A 16,685-nucleotide genomic window follows, 5' to 3' on the forward strand; every position below is an offset into this window, starting at 1 on the left:
TCTGTGTGAGGAGCATGTTATGGCATCTTTAATACCAGTGACTATCCTTACCGGCTTTCTCGGCGCTGGTAAAACAACGTTGCTTAATGGAATTTTGCAGCGAGACGCGGGCTTACGTGTCGCAATCATTGAAAACGAGTTTGGTAGCGCGAGTATCGACGGAGCGCTCTTGAATAAATCCCGAAACGTCAGTGTTGTTGAATTAAGCAATGGTTGCGTTTGTTGCAGTGTCAGAGGCGAATTCACAGCTGCAATGACTGATCTTATGCGTCAGCACGAAGACGGCGTGCTGGATTTCGATCTCATCATCGTAGAAACGACGGGACTGGCTGACCCTTCGCCTATTGCGCAGGCCTTTTTCATTGATGAGAACCTGAGAAACACTTTGGCACTTGAAGCCTGTATCACCGTGGTTGACTGTGTTCATATTATGAAACAATTGAATGAACATGCCGTAGCCGCAGCGCAAATCGGTTTTGCTGATCGTATTTTATTGACCAAAACCGATCTTGTTGATGAACAAACAAAGCAATCGGTTATATCGCGCCTGAAAGCGATGAACGTGAAGGCCGATATTGTAGCGGTAGACTATGGATGTTGTGATGCGAATGTGTGGCTTCACATCGGTGGATTCCAGCTGAATTCTGATCTGCCAACAGCTGTAACACAGCGAAACCCGCAAAGTCATATGTTTGGTGTGGCTCAGGCGGTAAGCACGCAATCCTGGGACGACAACATCAAAAGTTACGTGTTTGATGCAGGTTTACTGGATACAGACGCAATCGGAACATGGATGGAAGCGCTTGTCGAACAATATGGCAATGACATGTTACGCTATAAAGGTATTTTTGCTGTTCATGATGACGATCGAAAACTGATTGTGCAAGGCGTACACAAGATTGTGGGCTTTGACTATGGGGATCATTGGTTAGAGGAGGAACGCCAACGATCCCAATTGGTCGTTATCGGCCGGAATATTCCAGCTGAAACATTACAATTAAGCTTCTCGCAATGTGTCTATCAGGGTTGATCACCTGTTAATCCCGCTTTCTCAAGTAGAAGCGCATGCAAAGATTTGGCAAGACTCTGATAGTCCTCATCAAAATGATGCCCGCCTGAAAGCTTTATCCGCTGCATGGGTTCTAAGGAAGGATCAGGACATGATGTATCATCCTCGTCTTCGCCATAGATACAGATAGTTTTATCGCGCGGCATTTTTTGCAAAGCGGGCAGTTCCGGCATATCTCCTGATCCTCCAAGCCACCCGTCGATTGATATTTGGAAGTCCGCTGTAGTTGAAACGCCCATCAACGCTATCATCGCGGTTTGCGACTGCACTGTTTCATCCAAAAGAGGCCAGGCAAATGGCAGAGCATCGGCGCCAAAAGAATAACCGAATAGAGCGACAGGAAGTTTGCCGTCGGGGTCGGCCTGTTTGACCAGTCCCTCAATATCTGTCGCCATCTCTTCCGGTGTGCGTTTACTCCAGAAATAGCGCAGCGAATCAATGCCGATAACATGCACGTCCTGCTTTTGAAGCCAGTCACCTATCTCCATATCAATGTCTCGCCAACCACCGTCTCCGGAAAAGAAAATCACCAAAGCCTTTGCCGGTTTTGTGGATGGCATGTCGATGACCGGCAGTGCGGAGTTCGCTGCATCGCGGATTGCATAGTCAAGAGCTACATCTGCCGTTTTCTTCATGCGCGCTTCAAAGGAGGGCTCGCTAACCAGGGCTGCTATATGCTGCCGGGCTGCATCCTTGGGGTTATTTGCCGGTCCCTCACTTCTAATAAGGGTTGCTGGGGAGGGAATTGTTGCATTGATTTCATATGCATAACCACCGTCACTTGTCTTCACAGCTTGAACATCTTCAGTGCAGGATGGAAGCCGGGTATGGGAAGACAATGATGGATCCACAACAACGGTTCCCGCCAAAGTATTTTCGGGTGAATCTGCCGCTGCGGCGTAGGCTATGGCGCCACCCTCGCCAATTCCTGCAAGGACAGGGTGAAAGTAAACGTCCAGATCCAATCGACGCAAAACATCCTTCGACAATGCTTCAAGGTCAGAGACAAGATAGATACATTCGCCATCTTCCTTATTCAAAGTATCCCGCCAAGTATCGAAGTCTACAGATGCCACAATGAGGTGACGCTTCAGAAGCGCGGATGTGAGATCAGTTTCTCTGGTTTTTGCTCCACCAGTATCAGAGATCAAAATCACCAATCCACGAATGTCACCCTGAGGAACATACACGGGGATACTGGTCAACCTTTCACCTTCGGCGTAAACAACAGGAGATGTGGAGCCTATCAACCCTGCCCATATTCTATTGATTTTTCCGCGGTGCAAAATTCCGTATGCGGCCAAACCAATTATACAGATAGACAAGATTACGAAAAATATGCGTCGGATGGTCATTTTCGTAAAAACTCCAGAGGGTTGCCATTTATAAGCGTCGTGACATCAATCAGCACCTTTGCTGTGTCAAGACCGCCGGGGCATATAAGATAATGAGGGGTCCAGACGGGATCAAATTTGTCTTTAAATGTTTTGAGCCCATCAAAATGATATAGGTCCCGTCCACGGCGATAGATGAATGAACCAATACGATGCCAGCGGGCTGCCAGTCTATTAGCCGATAATCCCGCCAAAGGTGCAGCGCCAAGATTAAACCACTGAAATCCCTGCTCTTTGCCATAAAGCATCAAATGCGCAAATAAAGCATCCATCATGATCTTCGAAACGTTGGGGAGATAACGCATCATATCAACTGTAATTTCTTGCTGTTGACCGCTTTTCCAAACATTTGCAAAGGCAACGATCTGGTCGTCTTTTATCATAACCGCTACGTCGTAACGCTTTAGGAAGTCGTCATTAAAATAACCGATCGAGAATCGCTTTTCCGCACCTGCTTTCGATACCATCCACGTGTCGGAGACGTGGCGTAAAGCAACCAAATGATTTTCAACGTCATGTGCTGGAATGATACTGAACTTCAGCCCCTCTCTCTCAGCTTTGCGTTCTGCATATCGGAACGGCTGGCGTTTAGGGCCATCCAACGAAAAATCAGGTAAGTACACTTTTGCGACTTCACCTAGTTTTATAACCGATAGTCCCATGTCTAGATAGAGGGGAAGATGAGCGGGGCCTACACCATAAAAAACGGTACGCAAGGCAGCGCTATCTGCCCGTTTTCGGAATTCCCAAGCGAGTTCATTGATGACTTCTTTATTGTTGCTGACCGGTTCTCCAAGCGCGATCATGCTGCCGCCTGAACGACTATACATGATAAAGCCGTCTTCATTAGGGGATACCAGAAATTGTTTGTCGCCCAAGAGCGCCAAGGCCGTGTCCGACAGTGGTGACTGGGCAACAAGATTCGGTATGCAATCGGGAATGATTGCAACCGACCTTCGTTGCTTTCCGACGGGACGATGAATAATATTATAAACCGCAACGATGACAATAACGGAAAAGATTACGACACTCGCGCGCAAAAACCTTGGCGCATTCGCATTCCATGCGAAGCTCCACCATAGTTCATTCGAATATTCTACATGGCGATAAAGGAAAAATCCGAGCCACAAGACAGCACAGCCTAACGTGGCAATGCTGGCAAGCCAAGCCCAACTGATGGTGAGGCCATTATTGAGAGGGCGGCGATAGAATGATTGTCTGAATACCCATAGGATCGCACAGAAGACACAGAGGATCGTCGCTTCTTCCCAATCAAGTCCTTTCGTCAGACAAAACACAGCACCAATTAGCAGGAGGAACGTGGTCACGAACCAAGCATTCGCCAAGCGACGGGCAAGACCATAGGAGACGATCAGAAGTGTGACGCCGATCAAACTGGCCACAAGGTTTGATGTCTCTATGAAGATAAGCGGTAGAATATCTGATAGCACATCAAGGCGAATGCGTCGGCCAGGAGTCACGACAGATATAAGCATGACAACGCCGGCAAGAAATGTCAGGCCGGCAGAAACAAGGGGTATCATCGGTTCTATGATACGTGATACCTGCGCAGCTTTCGCAGAAACCCTTTTGCGTTGCCGTAACAACTCCCAACAGGTCATGCCGAACACGGCGACTATGAGTGGTAGGATTGTATAAATAAGGCGATAGATCAACAGCGCAGCCAACGCATGTGGGTTTCCCGCCAAGCCTAAGCCGCCGATAAGAACAGCTTCAAATGCCCCAAGCCCCCCGGGCGCGTGACTGGCTACACCAATCACGATGGCAATGGCGTAGACAAGTGTAAATGCTGCAAAACCGGTTTGAATATCTGCTGGCATTAGAACGTAGAGGGTCGCTGATGCCGCGATAACATCTATAAGACCTGCAATGATTTGTAGCGTTGCACCACGAGAGCCAGGTAGTTTAAGTGATAGAGGCCCTACTTTCAGGTTTCGTGCACCACCATAGAGCCAAACAATCAAAGCTATCAATGCACATGCAATAAAAATACCGACTATACGATCCGCGGTGATATTCAACGTGCCGATCCAAGGCAGATTCTCGGGTTCAAAAATCAGCGCGAAACCGATAATGGTCAGCAAGGCAAACCACATCGAAAACCATGACATGCTGATGATGCGTCCGATGTCTGCAATTCCGACGCCTTCACCGGCGTAAACACGATAGCGTAACGCACCACCGGTCAAAAATGAGAAACCAAGCGCGTTTGACACGGCGTATCCGGCAGAACCCGCCAAAGCGGCCACGGATGGAGCTATTTTGCCCGGTGCTATGGTTCTGGCGGCGACCACATCATAAAGGGCAATGCCGCAATAACTTATAGCTGTGAACAGAATCGCATAGAAAAAACTGCTTCCACTATAGCTTCGGAAGGCTTCCATCGTTTCATGTCTGGAGGTCGTCTTTAAAAGCTCCCATAAAACAAAAAATGAAATGGCAGCAATCGTTACACCGACAAGTGGAGCAATTGATGTTTTTAAAAGGCTGCGTAAGCGTGACGGGATTACTGCAACGCTCGGTTCAATCGGTCCTTCATTCGTTTTTAATTCATTTGCCATGGTATGTTTCCGCGCGGTTGTCATGCTTAACGTCAGCTGCGCCTTATTTAGGGCATAGTTGTGTTTGCAGATTTCACCACGCCATCATATCTTTGTGATGAAATCATCGCTGCAATACTACAAAAAACACCGCGGAAATAGATGGTTTCCTCGTCAAGGAAAATAGAATAAAAAGCATTAGAAAAACATGGAAATTCTGCTTTGTCTTTAGAACTCTCAACCTTAGGCGTTTTTTTTGCCGGCGCCTTATCGTTTCTCTCTCCCTGTGTGCTGCCCTTGGTGCCACCGTATTTGTGCTACATGGCTGGCGTAAGTGTGGAAGATTTCCGGAGTGGAGACAGGCCGGAGAAACAGCCGGTGCGGATTGCGCTGGTAATTGCCGCTATTGCGTTTGCCCTCGGGTTTACCACAGTTTTTGTTGCACTTGGTGCGAGTGCCAGTACCATCGGGCGTTTTATCGGTTATTATCGCGACTGGCTTGCCATGGCAGCTGGTGTCATCATTATTATTTTTGGTTTGAATTTCCTCGGTGTTTTCAAAATAGGATTTCTATCGCGAGAGGCGCGCTTTCAGACGCGAAAAACACCGGCCGGTCCCTTGGGCGCCTACGTTATTGGCCTTGCATTCGCTTTTGGATGGACACCTTGTATTGGGCCTATTCTAGGCCCAATCATCACACTTGCCGGTACGAAAGAATCCGTTGGAGAAGGGGCCTTTCTGCTCGGGGTGTATTCTTTGGGTTTGGCGATACCCTTTATTTTGGCTGCTGTTTTTTCCAGTGCGTTCATGTGGTTTTTAGGCTCTTTCAGAGTCCACCTTGGCAAGGTCGAAAAGTTTATCGGTATATTACTCGTAATCGCTGGTGTTTTATTTTTAACAGGCTATATGCAAAATTTCTCGTTCTGGCTATTGGAGCAATATCCAACTCTTAGCACTATTGAGGCGTTAAGCTGGTCTGATATAACAAACTTCTTCCGCAATCTCTTTTGATCAGTAAAAGGGTAAGTCATGAGCCGTAGCTGCCTTTCCGTTATCCTCGCTGCCGGTGAAGGCACGCGAATGAAATCTTCTCTGCCAAAAGTTTTGCATAAAATAGCCGGATTACCGTTGGTTTGCCATGTTGTGCGCCAGATGCAATCTGTGGGCTCTGCCCGCCTTGCAGTGGTCGTTGGCCGCGGTGGAGAACAAGTGTCTGCTGCCGTTAAAGAATTTGAGCCTGATGCGCTTATTTTTGAGCAAAAAGACCGGTTAGGAACAGCGCATGCTGTTTTGGCTGCACGGTCAGCGTTGAAGGAAAATTATGATGATGTTCTCATAGCGTTTGGCGATACACCGCTCATACAACGTTCCTCGCTTGAACAAGCTCGTCATCAACTCGCTGATGGTGCTGATATTGTCGTCATGGGGTTTGAAACTGATAATCCTTTCGGTTATGGTCGTTTGCTGCAGCAAGATGGAAAGCTGATAGCCATCGTCGAAGAGAAAGATGCAACCAACATTGAAAGAGATATTACCTTTTGCAATGGCGGCTTGATGGCGCTTCGGGGAAAGTTGGCTTTGGATCTACTCGATAAGATAGACAATAATAATTCGAAAAATGAATACTATCTGACGGATATCGTTTCCATCGCAAGCAAACAGGGGATGGATGTTCGGGCAATTGAAGTGCCATTTGATAATGTAATTGGCATCAATAATCGATTAGAATTGGCAGAAGCAGATGCTTTATGGCAACGACGTAGGGCAAACGAACTGCTATTGGCTGGAGTTACCATGCTAAAGCCGGATAGCGTTTATCTATCATACGATACCGTTATTGAAGCAGATGTAATTATCGAACCGAATGTTTATTTTGGCCCGGACGTTCATGTTTCGAAAGGCGCAATTATACACGCTTTCAGCCATTTGGAGGGTGCCGAAGTTGGTGAAAACGCTGAAGTTGGGCCTTACGCACGTTTGCGTCCGGGCGCAAACCTGCAAAGATCTTCCAAGGTAGGAAATTTCTGCGAGGTTAAGCAATCCAATATTGGTGAGGGCGCAAAGGTCAATCATTTAACCTATATAGGGGATGCAGATATTGGTGCTCGTGCGAACATAGGTGCTGGAACCATTACCTGTAATTATGACGGTTTTAACAAATGGAAAACTGTCATCGGTGAAAACGCATTCATTGGTTCCAATTCTGCGTTGGTAGCGCCGGTGGAGATAGGGCAGGGGGCTTATGTCGCATCGGGAAGCGTTGTAACAAAAGCTGTTCCTGCAGATAGTGTCGCTTTTGCGCGCTCTCATCAAGTGAACAAAGATGGTCGTGCTTCTGTATTGCGTGCGCATTTTGCAGCGATCAAACAAAATAAAAATAGCAACGGTTAAGAAATGGCGAGAGCCGATGCGTCTTAGAAAATTCCATGTTGAGTGAATATTTTGAACGAATTGATTGTTATTGTCCAAAAAGTGCTGAAATGATTAACTTTACAGTCTGCTTGAGTTGAAACACGTGTGTTTTCAATAAGATTTCAGCGAATGCACTTGAAATACAAAACATTGCGACCAATAACAGAATTATAAGGTTAGGTTGGAGAATTTAGCATGTGCGGAATTATAGGTATTCTCGGCAACAGGGCTGTGGCGCCCCTTCTTGTAGATGGTCTGAAAAGGCTGGAATATCGCGGTTACGATTCCGCCGGTATAGCCACTGTTGATAATGGACATCTTGGACGTTTGCGCGCCGAGGGCAAACTTGTACATCTTGAGGAAAAATTACGTGCAATGCCTTTGGCAGGCAATCTGGGAATCGGCCACACCCGCTGGGCAAGCCACGGCGCGCCGGTGGAACATAATGCTCATCCGCATATGACCGATAAGTTGGCAATGGTGCACAACGGAATCATTGAGAATTTTGCGGAACTTCGAGACGAATTGATCGCCGATGGTTATGTGTTCGAAACCGAAACGGATACGGAAGCTGTAGTGCATCTTGTGACGCGTGCTTTGAAAAATGGTCTGACACCACAGGAGGCCATGCGTACCAGCCTTAAACGTTTACGGGGCGCTTTTGCCGTCGCTCTGATTTTCGAAGGTGAAGACGATCTCATGATCGCCGCCCGCTCTGGACCGCCGTTGGCCATTGGCTATGGTGAGGGGGAGATGTTTGTTGGTTCCGACGCTATTGCGCTGGCTCCATTTACAGATCGCATCAGTTATATGGAAGATGGTGATTGGGTTGTTCTAAAGCGTAATAGCGCCGTGATATATGATAGTAATGATTGTGTTGTTGAACGTGCGGTCACTACTTCATCGGGGGCGGCTTTTTTGGTTTCCAAGGGCAATCATCGTCATTTCATGCAAAAGGAAATGTTCGAGCAACCAGAAGTCATAGCACATACTCTGGCGCGTTATCTTGATCTTGCCAAAGGCAAAGTTCGCGAGATGCAAAATCCGATTGACTGGAATAATATCAATCGCTTGAGCTTTGCCAGTTGCGGTACTGCTTTCTATTCTACCTTAGTTGCGCGCTACTGGTTTGAAAGTATCGCTGGTTTGATTGTTGACAATGATGTTGCTTCTGAGTTTCGTTATCGTGAACCCCCGATGACAAGCGATACCTTGTCGATATTCGTTTCTCAATCTGGTGAAACTGCCGATACACTTGCTTCGCTACGCTACTGCCACGAACTTGGGGTAAAAACTGCAACGGTGGTCAATGTTTCGGAATCTACTATGGCCCGCGCAGCCGACTACGTTTTGCCGACCTTGGCTGGGCCAGAGATTGGGGTCGCATCGACGAAGGCTTTCACTTGTCAGCTTGCGACATTGGCTTCTCTTGCCGTTGCTGCTGCGAAGAAACGAGGCAAGCTAACGGAAGATACTGAGCAAAGACTGGTCCGTGAGTTAGCTGAATTGCCACGTATCATCACAGAAGCTCTTAAGCTGGATATCCAGATTGAGCAGATTTGTCGCGATCTCATGAATGTGCAGAATATCCTCTACCTTGGCCGCGGTACATCTTATCCTATCGCATTGGAAGGCGCCTTAAAGCTTAAGGAACTGTCCTACATCCATGCTGAAGGATATGCGGCTGGGGAACTCAAACATGGTCCTATCGCATTGATCGATGAAAACATGCCGGTCATTGTTGTCGCTCCCCACGATAAGTGGTTTGAAAAAACAGTATCCAATATGCAGGAAGTTGCTGCTCGCGGTGGTCGGATCATTCTGATTACTGACAAAAAAGGGGCTTTGGCAACCGGGCTGGATAATTTGGCAACAGTGGTCATGCCTGATGTGCCGGAATTCGTCGCTCCGATCGCCTATGCAATTCCTGTGCAGCTCATTGCATATCATACAGCAGTATTGCTCGGAACGGATGTCGATCAGCCTCGGAATTTGGCAAAATCGGTAACCGTCGAATAAACTACTCAAACACGTTCCAGCCTTTATCTGTGTTTGGAACGTGTTGCTTATTTGTCTGTATCGATATCGTTTGGCTTTTCATCAGCGGGGATAACAACCCCGATGATCGGTCCTAAGCCATACCACCAATCATAACGCTTCATTTCTGGCGCATAAAGGCTGGAGATGGAACCATCGAGAAAAAGTGCGTTTGGGGTTTTTAAGCTATCTCGAAAAAAGCGCGCTAGTTCATCAAAATTCACTTTCATCTCGGAGTTGACGAACACAACTGTCCCATCCTCCCTTACTCCGACGCCATTTCTATATTCTAAATAGGGAGAATTGGGTATGAAACGCGGATGGATTGCGTTATTTATTACGAGCATGGGACCTGATTGTGTCGCCAGATCCGGCATAAAACTTATCTTCTTGAAAGCCTCCGTATCAAGGATTGCTGCCTTGTCATTTCGGATGAAGAAAACGCCGTTGGGCTTCATGTGAAAATTACCAGGGCCATCTTTCGTTGAAAGGGGATGCAGTTCTTTCCCGTTTTCTATGTAAAGACCTACGGCGCTATAATCCTTGTGATACATGCCACCATTCACCGCAAATGCGAGTGTTTGCCCCCTTGTTTGAAGCATTTTCTCAATATTGCGAAAATATTTAAACGGTCGGTTCGCCGCATCGTTCAGAAATAGAGCAATTTTTAATTTTGAAGGATCAACGCTGCAGACAATGTAAGACTTATTTTCAAATGTTTCTCGTTTGCAAAATGTATGATCCCTCAAGTTGTCGGGAGAAGGATTCGATGTTTCAGGCATGACGCCTATAGGTTCTCGTGGTGTTTTCGTAGGCAATGTTTTGAAGAAAGCAATACCGCCAAGTGTAATAAGAAATCCGGTAAGCAAAATTAGGATAGGTGTGATGATGTGATTCTTTTTGAGCTTCTTCATCTTTTATCCCGCGCGCAGAAGTTTGATCGCATCATTGCGCCGGAACAGGTAAAGCAACAGACGCAGTGCTTCACCGCGCTCCGAATCAAGATTTGCATCTTTTTCTAATATGAGCCGCGCGTCTTGTCTCGCAATATTCAACAGATGACTATGCGCTGTCAGGTCTGCCATTCGAAAACCTGGCACACCTGATTGTCGTGTTCCTAACAGCTCGCCTTCGCCCCGCAATCGCAGATCCTCTTCTGCTATACGGAACCCGTCCTCCGTTTCGCGCATGACGTTCAAACGTGATTCAGCGATTTTGCCCAGCGGGCCTTTATATAGCAGAATGCATGAAGATTGCTTGTCGCCCCTTCCGACGCGCCCACGTAGCTGATGGAGCTGCGAAAGGCCGAATCGCTCAGCGTGTTCTATGATGATAATCGACGCATCTGGCACATCGACACCGACCTCTATTACTGTTGTGGCAACCAACAGTCGCGTTTCGCCCCGCTTGAAGGCGTCCATCGCTGCATCCTTCTCGATTCCCGGCATTTTCCCATGAACTAAACCAACTAAGTTCCCAAATCTTTGTTGTAATGTTTCAAACCGATCCTGCACAGAAGTAAGGTCAAGTGCTTCAGATTCCTCAACCAATGGACAGATCCAATACAGCTTTTCACCGCGTTCCAATGCGGCTGAAACCCGGTCTAACAGCTCCCCCATACGTTCAAACGGCAGAGTCGCTGTGGTGATCGGTTTACGACCTGCGGGTTTTTCATAAAGCTTGGATACATCCATATCACCAAATGCCGTAAGAACAAGCGTGCGGGGAATGGGTGTTGCTGTCATGACGAGCATGTCCGGCATAGTGCCTTTTGCGGTCAATGCGAGCCGTTGATGAACGCCAAACCTATGCTGCTCGTCAATCACCACCAGAGATAAATTATGATACTCTACGCCATCTTGTATCAAGGCATGCGTGCCTATGATGATTGCTGTTGTTCTATCGCGTATGTCGGATAAAATAGCCTCGCGGACTTTGCCTTTTTCCCGACCTGTCAACAATATCGCCTGAAGGCCCATTTTTTTTGCAAGCGGTGCGATCGTTGCATAATGCTGTCGTGCGAGCACTTCTGTGGGTGCCATCAAGGCAGATTGACCTTTATTCTCAGCAATCTGAGCCATTGCCATTAAAGCTACCACGGTCTTTCCTGATCCAACGTCGCCTTGTAATAAACGCAGCATACGTTCAGGTGCGGCTAAATCCAGAGCGATCTCGCTGATCGCCTTGTTCTGCCCTTCAGTCAAGCGAAAAGGTAATGCTTTGTTTAACGCTTCCGTAAAGTACCCGGTTAAAGGCTTCGATAGGCCTGAAAGCTTCTTTGTTTTCAATCTTACAAGACCTAAGGCAAGTTGGCCTGCCAAAAATTCGTCGTACGCCAGACGTTGTCGCGCAAGGCTTTCCAAAGAAACATCTGTCGGATCATCTGGTTTATGAATGCGGCAAAGCGCTGATGAAAATGAAGGAAAATCATTCTTTCTAACGACGCTCTCATCAATCCATTCAGGCAATGTCGGAATGTGGCTGACAGCTTCATGTACAGTCCGGGTGACTGTTTTACCGGAAAGGCCGGCTGTTAATGGATAGATTGGTTCAATCAACGGCATCAGATCACTTTGACTGGCCAATGCCATATGGTCGGGATGGACCATTGAAGCTTTTGCGTTGAACCATTCAACCTTTCCAGACACGACAACCTTTTCGCCTTCCGGCAGCTGTTTTTCAAGCCAAGGTTGCTGAGCGTGAAAAAAAACCAGCGTGATCTCACCGGTATCGTCGTGACCGATTACCCTGTAGGGCAATTGTCGGCGTCCTGCTGGCGGCGGTTGGTGTTGATCAACAGTTATCTCCACCGTGGTAATTGCCCCATCCTTGGCATAAGCAACGCCAGGTCTATCCCTTCGATCAATAACGCTGTGTGGCATGAGTTGCAGCAAGTCGATAAGCCGTGGATCATCCTGGGTGGGATCTATTCCGAGGACCTTAGAGAGTAAAGCGCACACTTTCGGCCCCACACCGGAAAGGGAGCGGATTGACGCAAAGAAGGGATCAAGCAAAGATGGTCGCATATTTTAAAAATAACGTTGATAGCAACCTTTTACCAGTGCTCTTGCCGGCGTTAGTTGGGGACAAGTCCAGAAGCGACATGTCATCAGACGGGGTATAATCCAATCTAAGTCGACCTGCGAGTACCTGATGCGCGCGCATAAAGTCATTGTAACTTCCGATTGGACTTAACTCAGTGGTCGATATTTCAATTTACAGTTTGTTAACGAGTATTGCCTTCCCAATTTTTTTATCTTGATATCAGAACAAAAAGAGAACATAAAGGATACATAAAGTGAAAAGGAGATATGTATGTCTGATATTTTGTATGATGTTCTTTCATTTGTTTCTGTGAGTTTGTTCGTTGCGACTATAGGAATTTGGTTGACGGCATTTTAAAAGGGTGCAGTCAAAGGAGCTGGCTACACACTTACAATGTGTTAAACGTGTAGTATAAACTGACTTTGAATTGCAGTGGGGCATGAAAGACCGGTTTGACAGCGACTGTTTGCGGGTTCCGTTAGGAGTGAGAAAGACTCAATATGCCGAACAATACTGATCAAGCAAATGGCGATGAAATTGCGAAGCCTCGCTTTATCCACCTGCGGGTGCATTCTGCTTATTCCCTGCTTGAAGGTGCATTAAAGGTCAAGGAAATTGTAAAGCATGCTGCAAAGGACAATGCGCCTGCGATCGCCATTACAGATACAAATAATCTATTCGGTGCACTTGAGTTTTCGCAATATTGTTTTGCTGATGGTGTGCAGCCAATCATCGGCTGTCAGCTGGCAGTGGATTTCGATGACGTCGGTTATGACCCGCGTGTAACAAAGTGGCGGTATCCGTCAGAGTTTACCTCAATCGTTTTGATTGCTGCAACCGAGACGGGGTATAATAACCTTGTTCACCTTGTCAGCCGCGCTTATTTGGATAAGCGTGACACTGATCCACCCAATATTCGATTCGATTGGTTGCCTGCTTCATGCGAAGGAATAATAGCTCTAACGGGTGGCACGGGTGGACCTATAAATGATGCGCTGTCCGATGATAAACCGGATAGGGCGCTGGAGCGCTTGGAATTTTTGATGGCCGCGTTTGGCGACCGGCTCTACATGGAACTTCAACGCCATGGCAGTTATGATCATTCTATTGAAGCAGCGCTGGTTGATCTTGCCTATAAGCATAACCTTCCTCTGGTTGCCACAAATGAGGCATTCTTTGCAAACAAAGGTGGATATGAGGCGCACGATGCGTTGATGGCTGTTGCAGAGGGGCAGATTGTCTCCAATCCTGATCGACGCCGTGTCACACCAGACCATTATTTGAAAACGCAGGAAGAGATGGTGGCTCTTTTTGCCGATCTTCCTGAGGCTGTCGACAATACCGTGGAAATTGCCTTGCGATGTCACGCCTATACGCAGACGAGGAAGCCAATTCTGCCGCGGTTTACAGGGCAATCCGATGACCCTGCCGCGGGCGTCCAAGCTGAAGCTGAAGAGCTTACGCGGCAAGCAAAAGAAGGCCTGCGCATGCGTCTGGATACAGCCGGTGTAGCAGAAGGTTACAGCATTCAAGATTATGAAGAACGGTTGGATTATGAGATATCCATCATTACCCGAATGCAATTTCCTGGCTACTTTCTTATCGTTTCCGACTTTATTAAATGGGCCAAAGCCCACGACATACCTGTAGGGCCCGGTCGTGGATCAGGAGCTGGGTCGCTGGTGGCTTATGCTTTGACAATTACCGATGTGGATCCGCTACGTTTCTCTTTACTGTTTGAACGTTTCCTAAATCCTGATCGTGTTTCAATGCCGGACTTTGATATTGATTTTTGTCAGGATCGTCGTGAAGAAGTCATTCACTACGTTCAAGAGAAATATGGGCGTGAACAGGTGGCCCAAATCATTACGTTTGGTAAACTTCAGGCGCGAGCCGTTTTGCGCGATGTTGGCCGTGTTCTTGAAATGCCATATCGGCAGGTGGACTACCTAACAAAGTTGGTACCGCAGACACCGGGCAGTAATGTTGAGCTAGCCAAAGCAATTAAAGACGAACCCAAATTTGACGAGGAGAAACAAAAAGAACCCGTTGTTGGGCGTCTCCTTGATATTGCCCTGCAATTGGAGGGGCTTTATCGCCATGCATCAACACACGCTGCGGGTATAGTCATAGGTGATCGGCCGTTGTGGCAATTGGTGCCGATGTATCGTGATCCTCGCTCGGATATGCCGGTCACTCAGTTCAACATGAAGTTTGTTGAGCAGGCCGGTTTGGTCAAGTTTGACTTTTTGGGGTTGAAAACCCTAACCGTGTTGAAGACCGCCGTCGATTTTGTTGCACGTAAGGGCATCGCTATTGATTTATCACACATTCCTTTGGATGATGCTCCCACATATGAAATGATGGCGCGTGGCGAGACTGTGGGCGTGTTTCAGGTGGAAAGCGCGGGTATGCGTAAAGCGCTCATTGGTATGAAGCCCGATCGCATAGAAGATATTATTGCGCTTGTCGCCCTTTATCGTCCGGGCCCGATGGAAAACATCCCGACTTACAATGCCCGTAAACATGGAGAGGAAGAAATTGCTTCCATCCACCCTAAAATCGATCATCTGGTCAAAGAAACGCAGGGTGTTATCGTTTACCAGGAACAAGTGATGCAGATAGCTCAGGTGCTTTCTGGCTATTCGCTTGGTGAAGCTGATCTTTTGCGCCGTGCCATGGGTAAAAAAATCCACGCGGAGATGGAAAAACAGCGTGCGCGTTTCGTGCAAGGTGCAACAGATGGCGGTGTTGATAAAAACCAAGCCAACACGATCTTTGATCTTTTGGCAAAATTTGCAGACTATGGGTTCAATAAGTCACACGCTGCGGCTTACGCTATCGTATCTTATCAAACCGCTTATATGAAGGCTCACTATCCGGTAGAATTTCTCGCTGCATCAATGACCTACGATATGGCCAATACCGAAAAGCTCAATGACTTCAGGCGTGAAGCTGCAAGGCTTGGTATTGAGGTTGTTGCTCCGTCTGTACAAACTTCACACCGTGTCTTCGAAGTGGGTGAAAAGCGGATATATTATTCGTTGGCAGCTATCAAAGGGGTTGGGGAGCCGGCAGTCGACCATATAGTAGAGAGGCGGGGCAATAAGCCTTTCAAGGATCTTGAAGATTTCTGCGAGAGAACTGACCCGCGTATTGTCAATAAGCGTGTCATGGAAAGCCTTATCAATGCCGGTGCTTTTGATTGCTTTCATATTGCGCGAGAAGTTCTAGTTGCCGGACTGGAAACAATCAATGCACGTGCATTGCGCATTTTAGACGATAATCGCAGCGGTCAAACTGATATTTTTGGTATGAGTGGTGGGCCAAAAGAGCCGTTGATTTTACCACAAACAAAACCTTGGCTGCCTGCCGAAAAATTGCATTTGGAATTTCAGGCGATAGGCTTTTATTTATCTGCTCATCCCCTTGATGAATATCAGGATATTCTGGATAAAATGCGCGTGCAAAACTGGGGTAGTTTTGCAAATGCTGTGCGCAGAGGCGCAAGCGCGGGACGTTTGGCTGGTACGGTTAGCGTCAAGCAAATACGAAAAACAAAGTCCGGGAAAAAAATGGGGATTATCCAGTTTTCCGATTCCACCGGACAGTATGAAGCGATCATGTTTGCAGAAGGACTGGCGGCATACGGAGATATGTTGGAGCCCGGTCAATCGGTTGTCATCACAGTCGCTGCGGAAAATCGTCCTGAAGGTATAAGTCTCAGGATTCAAACGGTGCATTCGCTTGAATCGGAAGCGGAGAGGTTGCACAAAACTATGAGAATTTTTGTGCGAACCGCTGAAATAATTGAACAAATTGAAAAAAATCTTGAGCGTGGTAGTGATGGTGACGTCGGTCTCATCGTGATACAAGATGATGGGGCGAGGGAAGTAGAAATATCTCTGCCGCAGAAGTATCGCGTGAGCCCGCAAGTAGCGGGTGCAATGAAAGCACTTCGTGGCATTGTGGACGTTGAGCTCGTGTAGCGACTGTTTTCCCTTTAGAGTCCGGTTTAAACGATCAATTCGACCTTTTAAATCTAGCTTATTTTTGTGGTGTGGCGCTGTTATTACCATCGTCCGCAGCAGCGGAAAAAATGCTGTCGTACAGTAGATATTTCTACGAAATATCTACTAAAATGATTCAAAGTCTTTTAATAAGTGT

At 47.2% G+C, this 16,685-nt stretch carries 9 protein-coding genes; 5 read left to right on the forward strand and 4 right to left on the reverse strand.

The annotated features are described in order from the left end of the window. The first annotated feature begins 19 nt into the window (after positions 1–19). On the forward strand, positions 20–1,030 hold the full coding sequence (locus tag ACYSNS_RS07725) for a CobW family GTP-binding protein (RefSeq protein WP_461722570.1): 1,011 nt from the start codon (positions 20–22) through the stop codon (positions 1,028–1,030). On the opposite strand, the gene ACYSNS_RS07730 is transcribed toward ACYSNS_RS07725, so the two are convergent. Together ACYSNS_RS07730 and mprF are read right to left on the reverse strand one after the other, a co-directional pair. Then, the gene (locus ACYSNS_RS07730; protein ID WP_461722571.1) at positions 1,021–2,424 is read right to left on the reverse strand and encodes a virulence factor family protein; all 1,404 of its coding nucleotides are present in this window, start codon (positions 2,422–2,424) and stop codon (positions 1,021–1,023) included. The two genes, ACYSNS_RS07725 and ACYSNS_RS07730, sit on opposite strands and share 10 nt — an antisense overlap. Further along, positions 2,421–5,045, reverse strand: coding sequence for a bifunctional lysylphosphatidylglycerol flippase/synthetase MprF (gene mprF / locus ACYSNS_RS07735; RefSeq protein ID WP_461722572.1), 2,625 nt, complete (start codon positions 5,043–5,045; stop codon positions 2,421–2,423). Before mprF ends, ACYSNS_RS07730 begins: the two co-directional genes overlap by 4 nt. Before the next feature lie 201 nt (positions 5,046–5,246). Here mprF and ACYSNS_RS07740 point away from each other — a divergent pair, with 201 nt between their 5' ends. The 3 genes from ACYSNS_RS07740 to glmS all read left to right on the forward strand — a co-directional run bounded on the left by ACYSNS_RS07740 (position 5,247) and on the right by glmS (position 9,455). Further along, positions 5,247–6,035 carry a cytochrome c biogenesis CcdA family protein gene (locus tag ACYSNS_RS07740; RefSeq protein WP_461722573.1) on the forward strand — a complete coding sequence of 263 codons (789 nt, stop codon included), beginning with the start codon at positions 5,247–5,249 and terminating at the stop codon, positions 6,033–6,035. 18 nt (positions 6,036–6,053) lie between these two features. After that, positions 6,054–7,415 carry a bifunctional UDP-N-acetylglucosamine diphosphorylase/glucosamine-1-phosphate N-acetyltransferase GlmU gene (gene glmU / locus ACYSNS_RS07745; protein WP_461722574.1) on the forward strand — a complete coding sequence of 454 codons (1,362 nt, stop codon included), beginning with the start codon at positions 6,054–6,056 and terminating at the stop codon, positions 7,413–7,415. Positions 7,416–7,631: 216 nt separating this feature from the next. Beyond that, the gene (gene glmS / locus ACYSNS_RS07750) at positions 7,632–9,455 is read left to right on the forward strand and encodes a glutamine--fructose-6-phosphate transaminase (isomerizing) (protein WP_461722575.1); all 1,824 of its coding nucleotides are present in this window, start codon (positions 7,632–7,634) and stop codon (positions 9,453–9,455) included. Positions 9,456–9,502: 47 nt separating this feature from the next. Here glmS and ACYSNS_RS07755 read toward each other — a convergent pair whose 3' ends face one another. Together ACYSNS_RS07755 and recG are read right to left on the reverse strand one after the other, a co-directional pair. Continuing rightward, positions 9,503–10,387 carry a phosphodiester glycosidase family protein gene (locus ACYSNS_RS07755; protein WP_461722576.1) on the reverse strand — a complete coding sequence of 295 codons (885 nt, stop codon included), beginning with the start codon at positions 10,385–10,387 and terminating at the stop codon, positions 9,503–9,505. Positions 10,388–10,390: 3 nt separating this feature from the next. Then, positions 10,391–12,499 (reverse strand): ATP-dependent DNA helicase RecG, encoded by a 2,109-nt coding sequence (gene recG, locus ACYSNS_RS07760; RefSeq protein WP_461722577.1) that lies wholly within the window; start codon positions 12,497–12,499, stop codon positions 10,391–10,393. Between the two features lie 519 nt (positions 12,500–13,018). Here recG and dnaE point away from each other — a divergent pair. Then, on the forward strand, positions 13,019–16,507 hold the full coding sequence (dnaE, locus tag ACYSNS_RS07765; RefSeq protein WP_461722578.1) for a DNA polymerase III subunit alpha: 3,489 nt from the start codon (positions 13,019–13,021) through the stop codon (positions 16,505–16,507). The last annotated feature ends 178 nt before the right edge of the window (positions 16,508–16,685 follow it).

Source organism: Bartonella sp. LJL80 (assembly GCF_054871565.1).

What these genes read in the sequence shown, in the direction of transcription:
- ACYSNS_RS07725 (WP_461722570.1), top strand. Translation starts at nt 20, where the DNA reads ATGGCATCTTTAATACCAGTGACTATCCTTACCGGCTTTCTCGGCGCT.
- recG (WP_461722577.1), bottom strand. Translation starts at nt 12,499, where the DNA reads ATGCGACCATCTTTGCTTGATCCCTTCTTTGCGTCAATCCGCTCCCTT.
- dnaE (WP_461722578.1), top strand. Translation starts at nt 13,019, where the DNA reads ATGCCGAACAATACTGATCAAGCAAATGGCGATGAAATTGCGAAGCCT.
- glmS (WP_461722575.1), top strand. Translation starts at nt 7,632, where the DNA reads ATGTGCGGAATTATAGGTATTCTCGGCAACAGGGCTGTGGCGCCCCTT.
- ACYSNS_RS07755 (WP_461722576.1), bottom strand. Translation starts at nt 10,387, where the DNA reads ATGAAGAAGCTCAAAAAGAATCACATCATCACACCTATCCTAATTTTG.
- mprF (WP_461722572.1), bottom strand. Translation starts at nt 5,045, where the DNA reads ATGGCAAATGAATTAAAAACGAATGAAGGACCGATTGAACCGAGCGTT.
- ACYSNS_RS07730 (WP_461722571.1), bottom strand. Translation starts at nt 2,424, where the DNA reads ATGACCATCCGACGCATATTTTTCGTAATCTTGTCTATCTGTATAATT.
- glmU (WP_461722574.1), top strand. Translation starts at nt 6,054, where the DNA reads ATGAGCCGTAGCTGCCTTTCCGTTATCCTCGCTGCCGGTGAAGGCACG.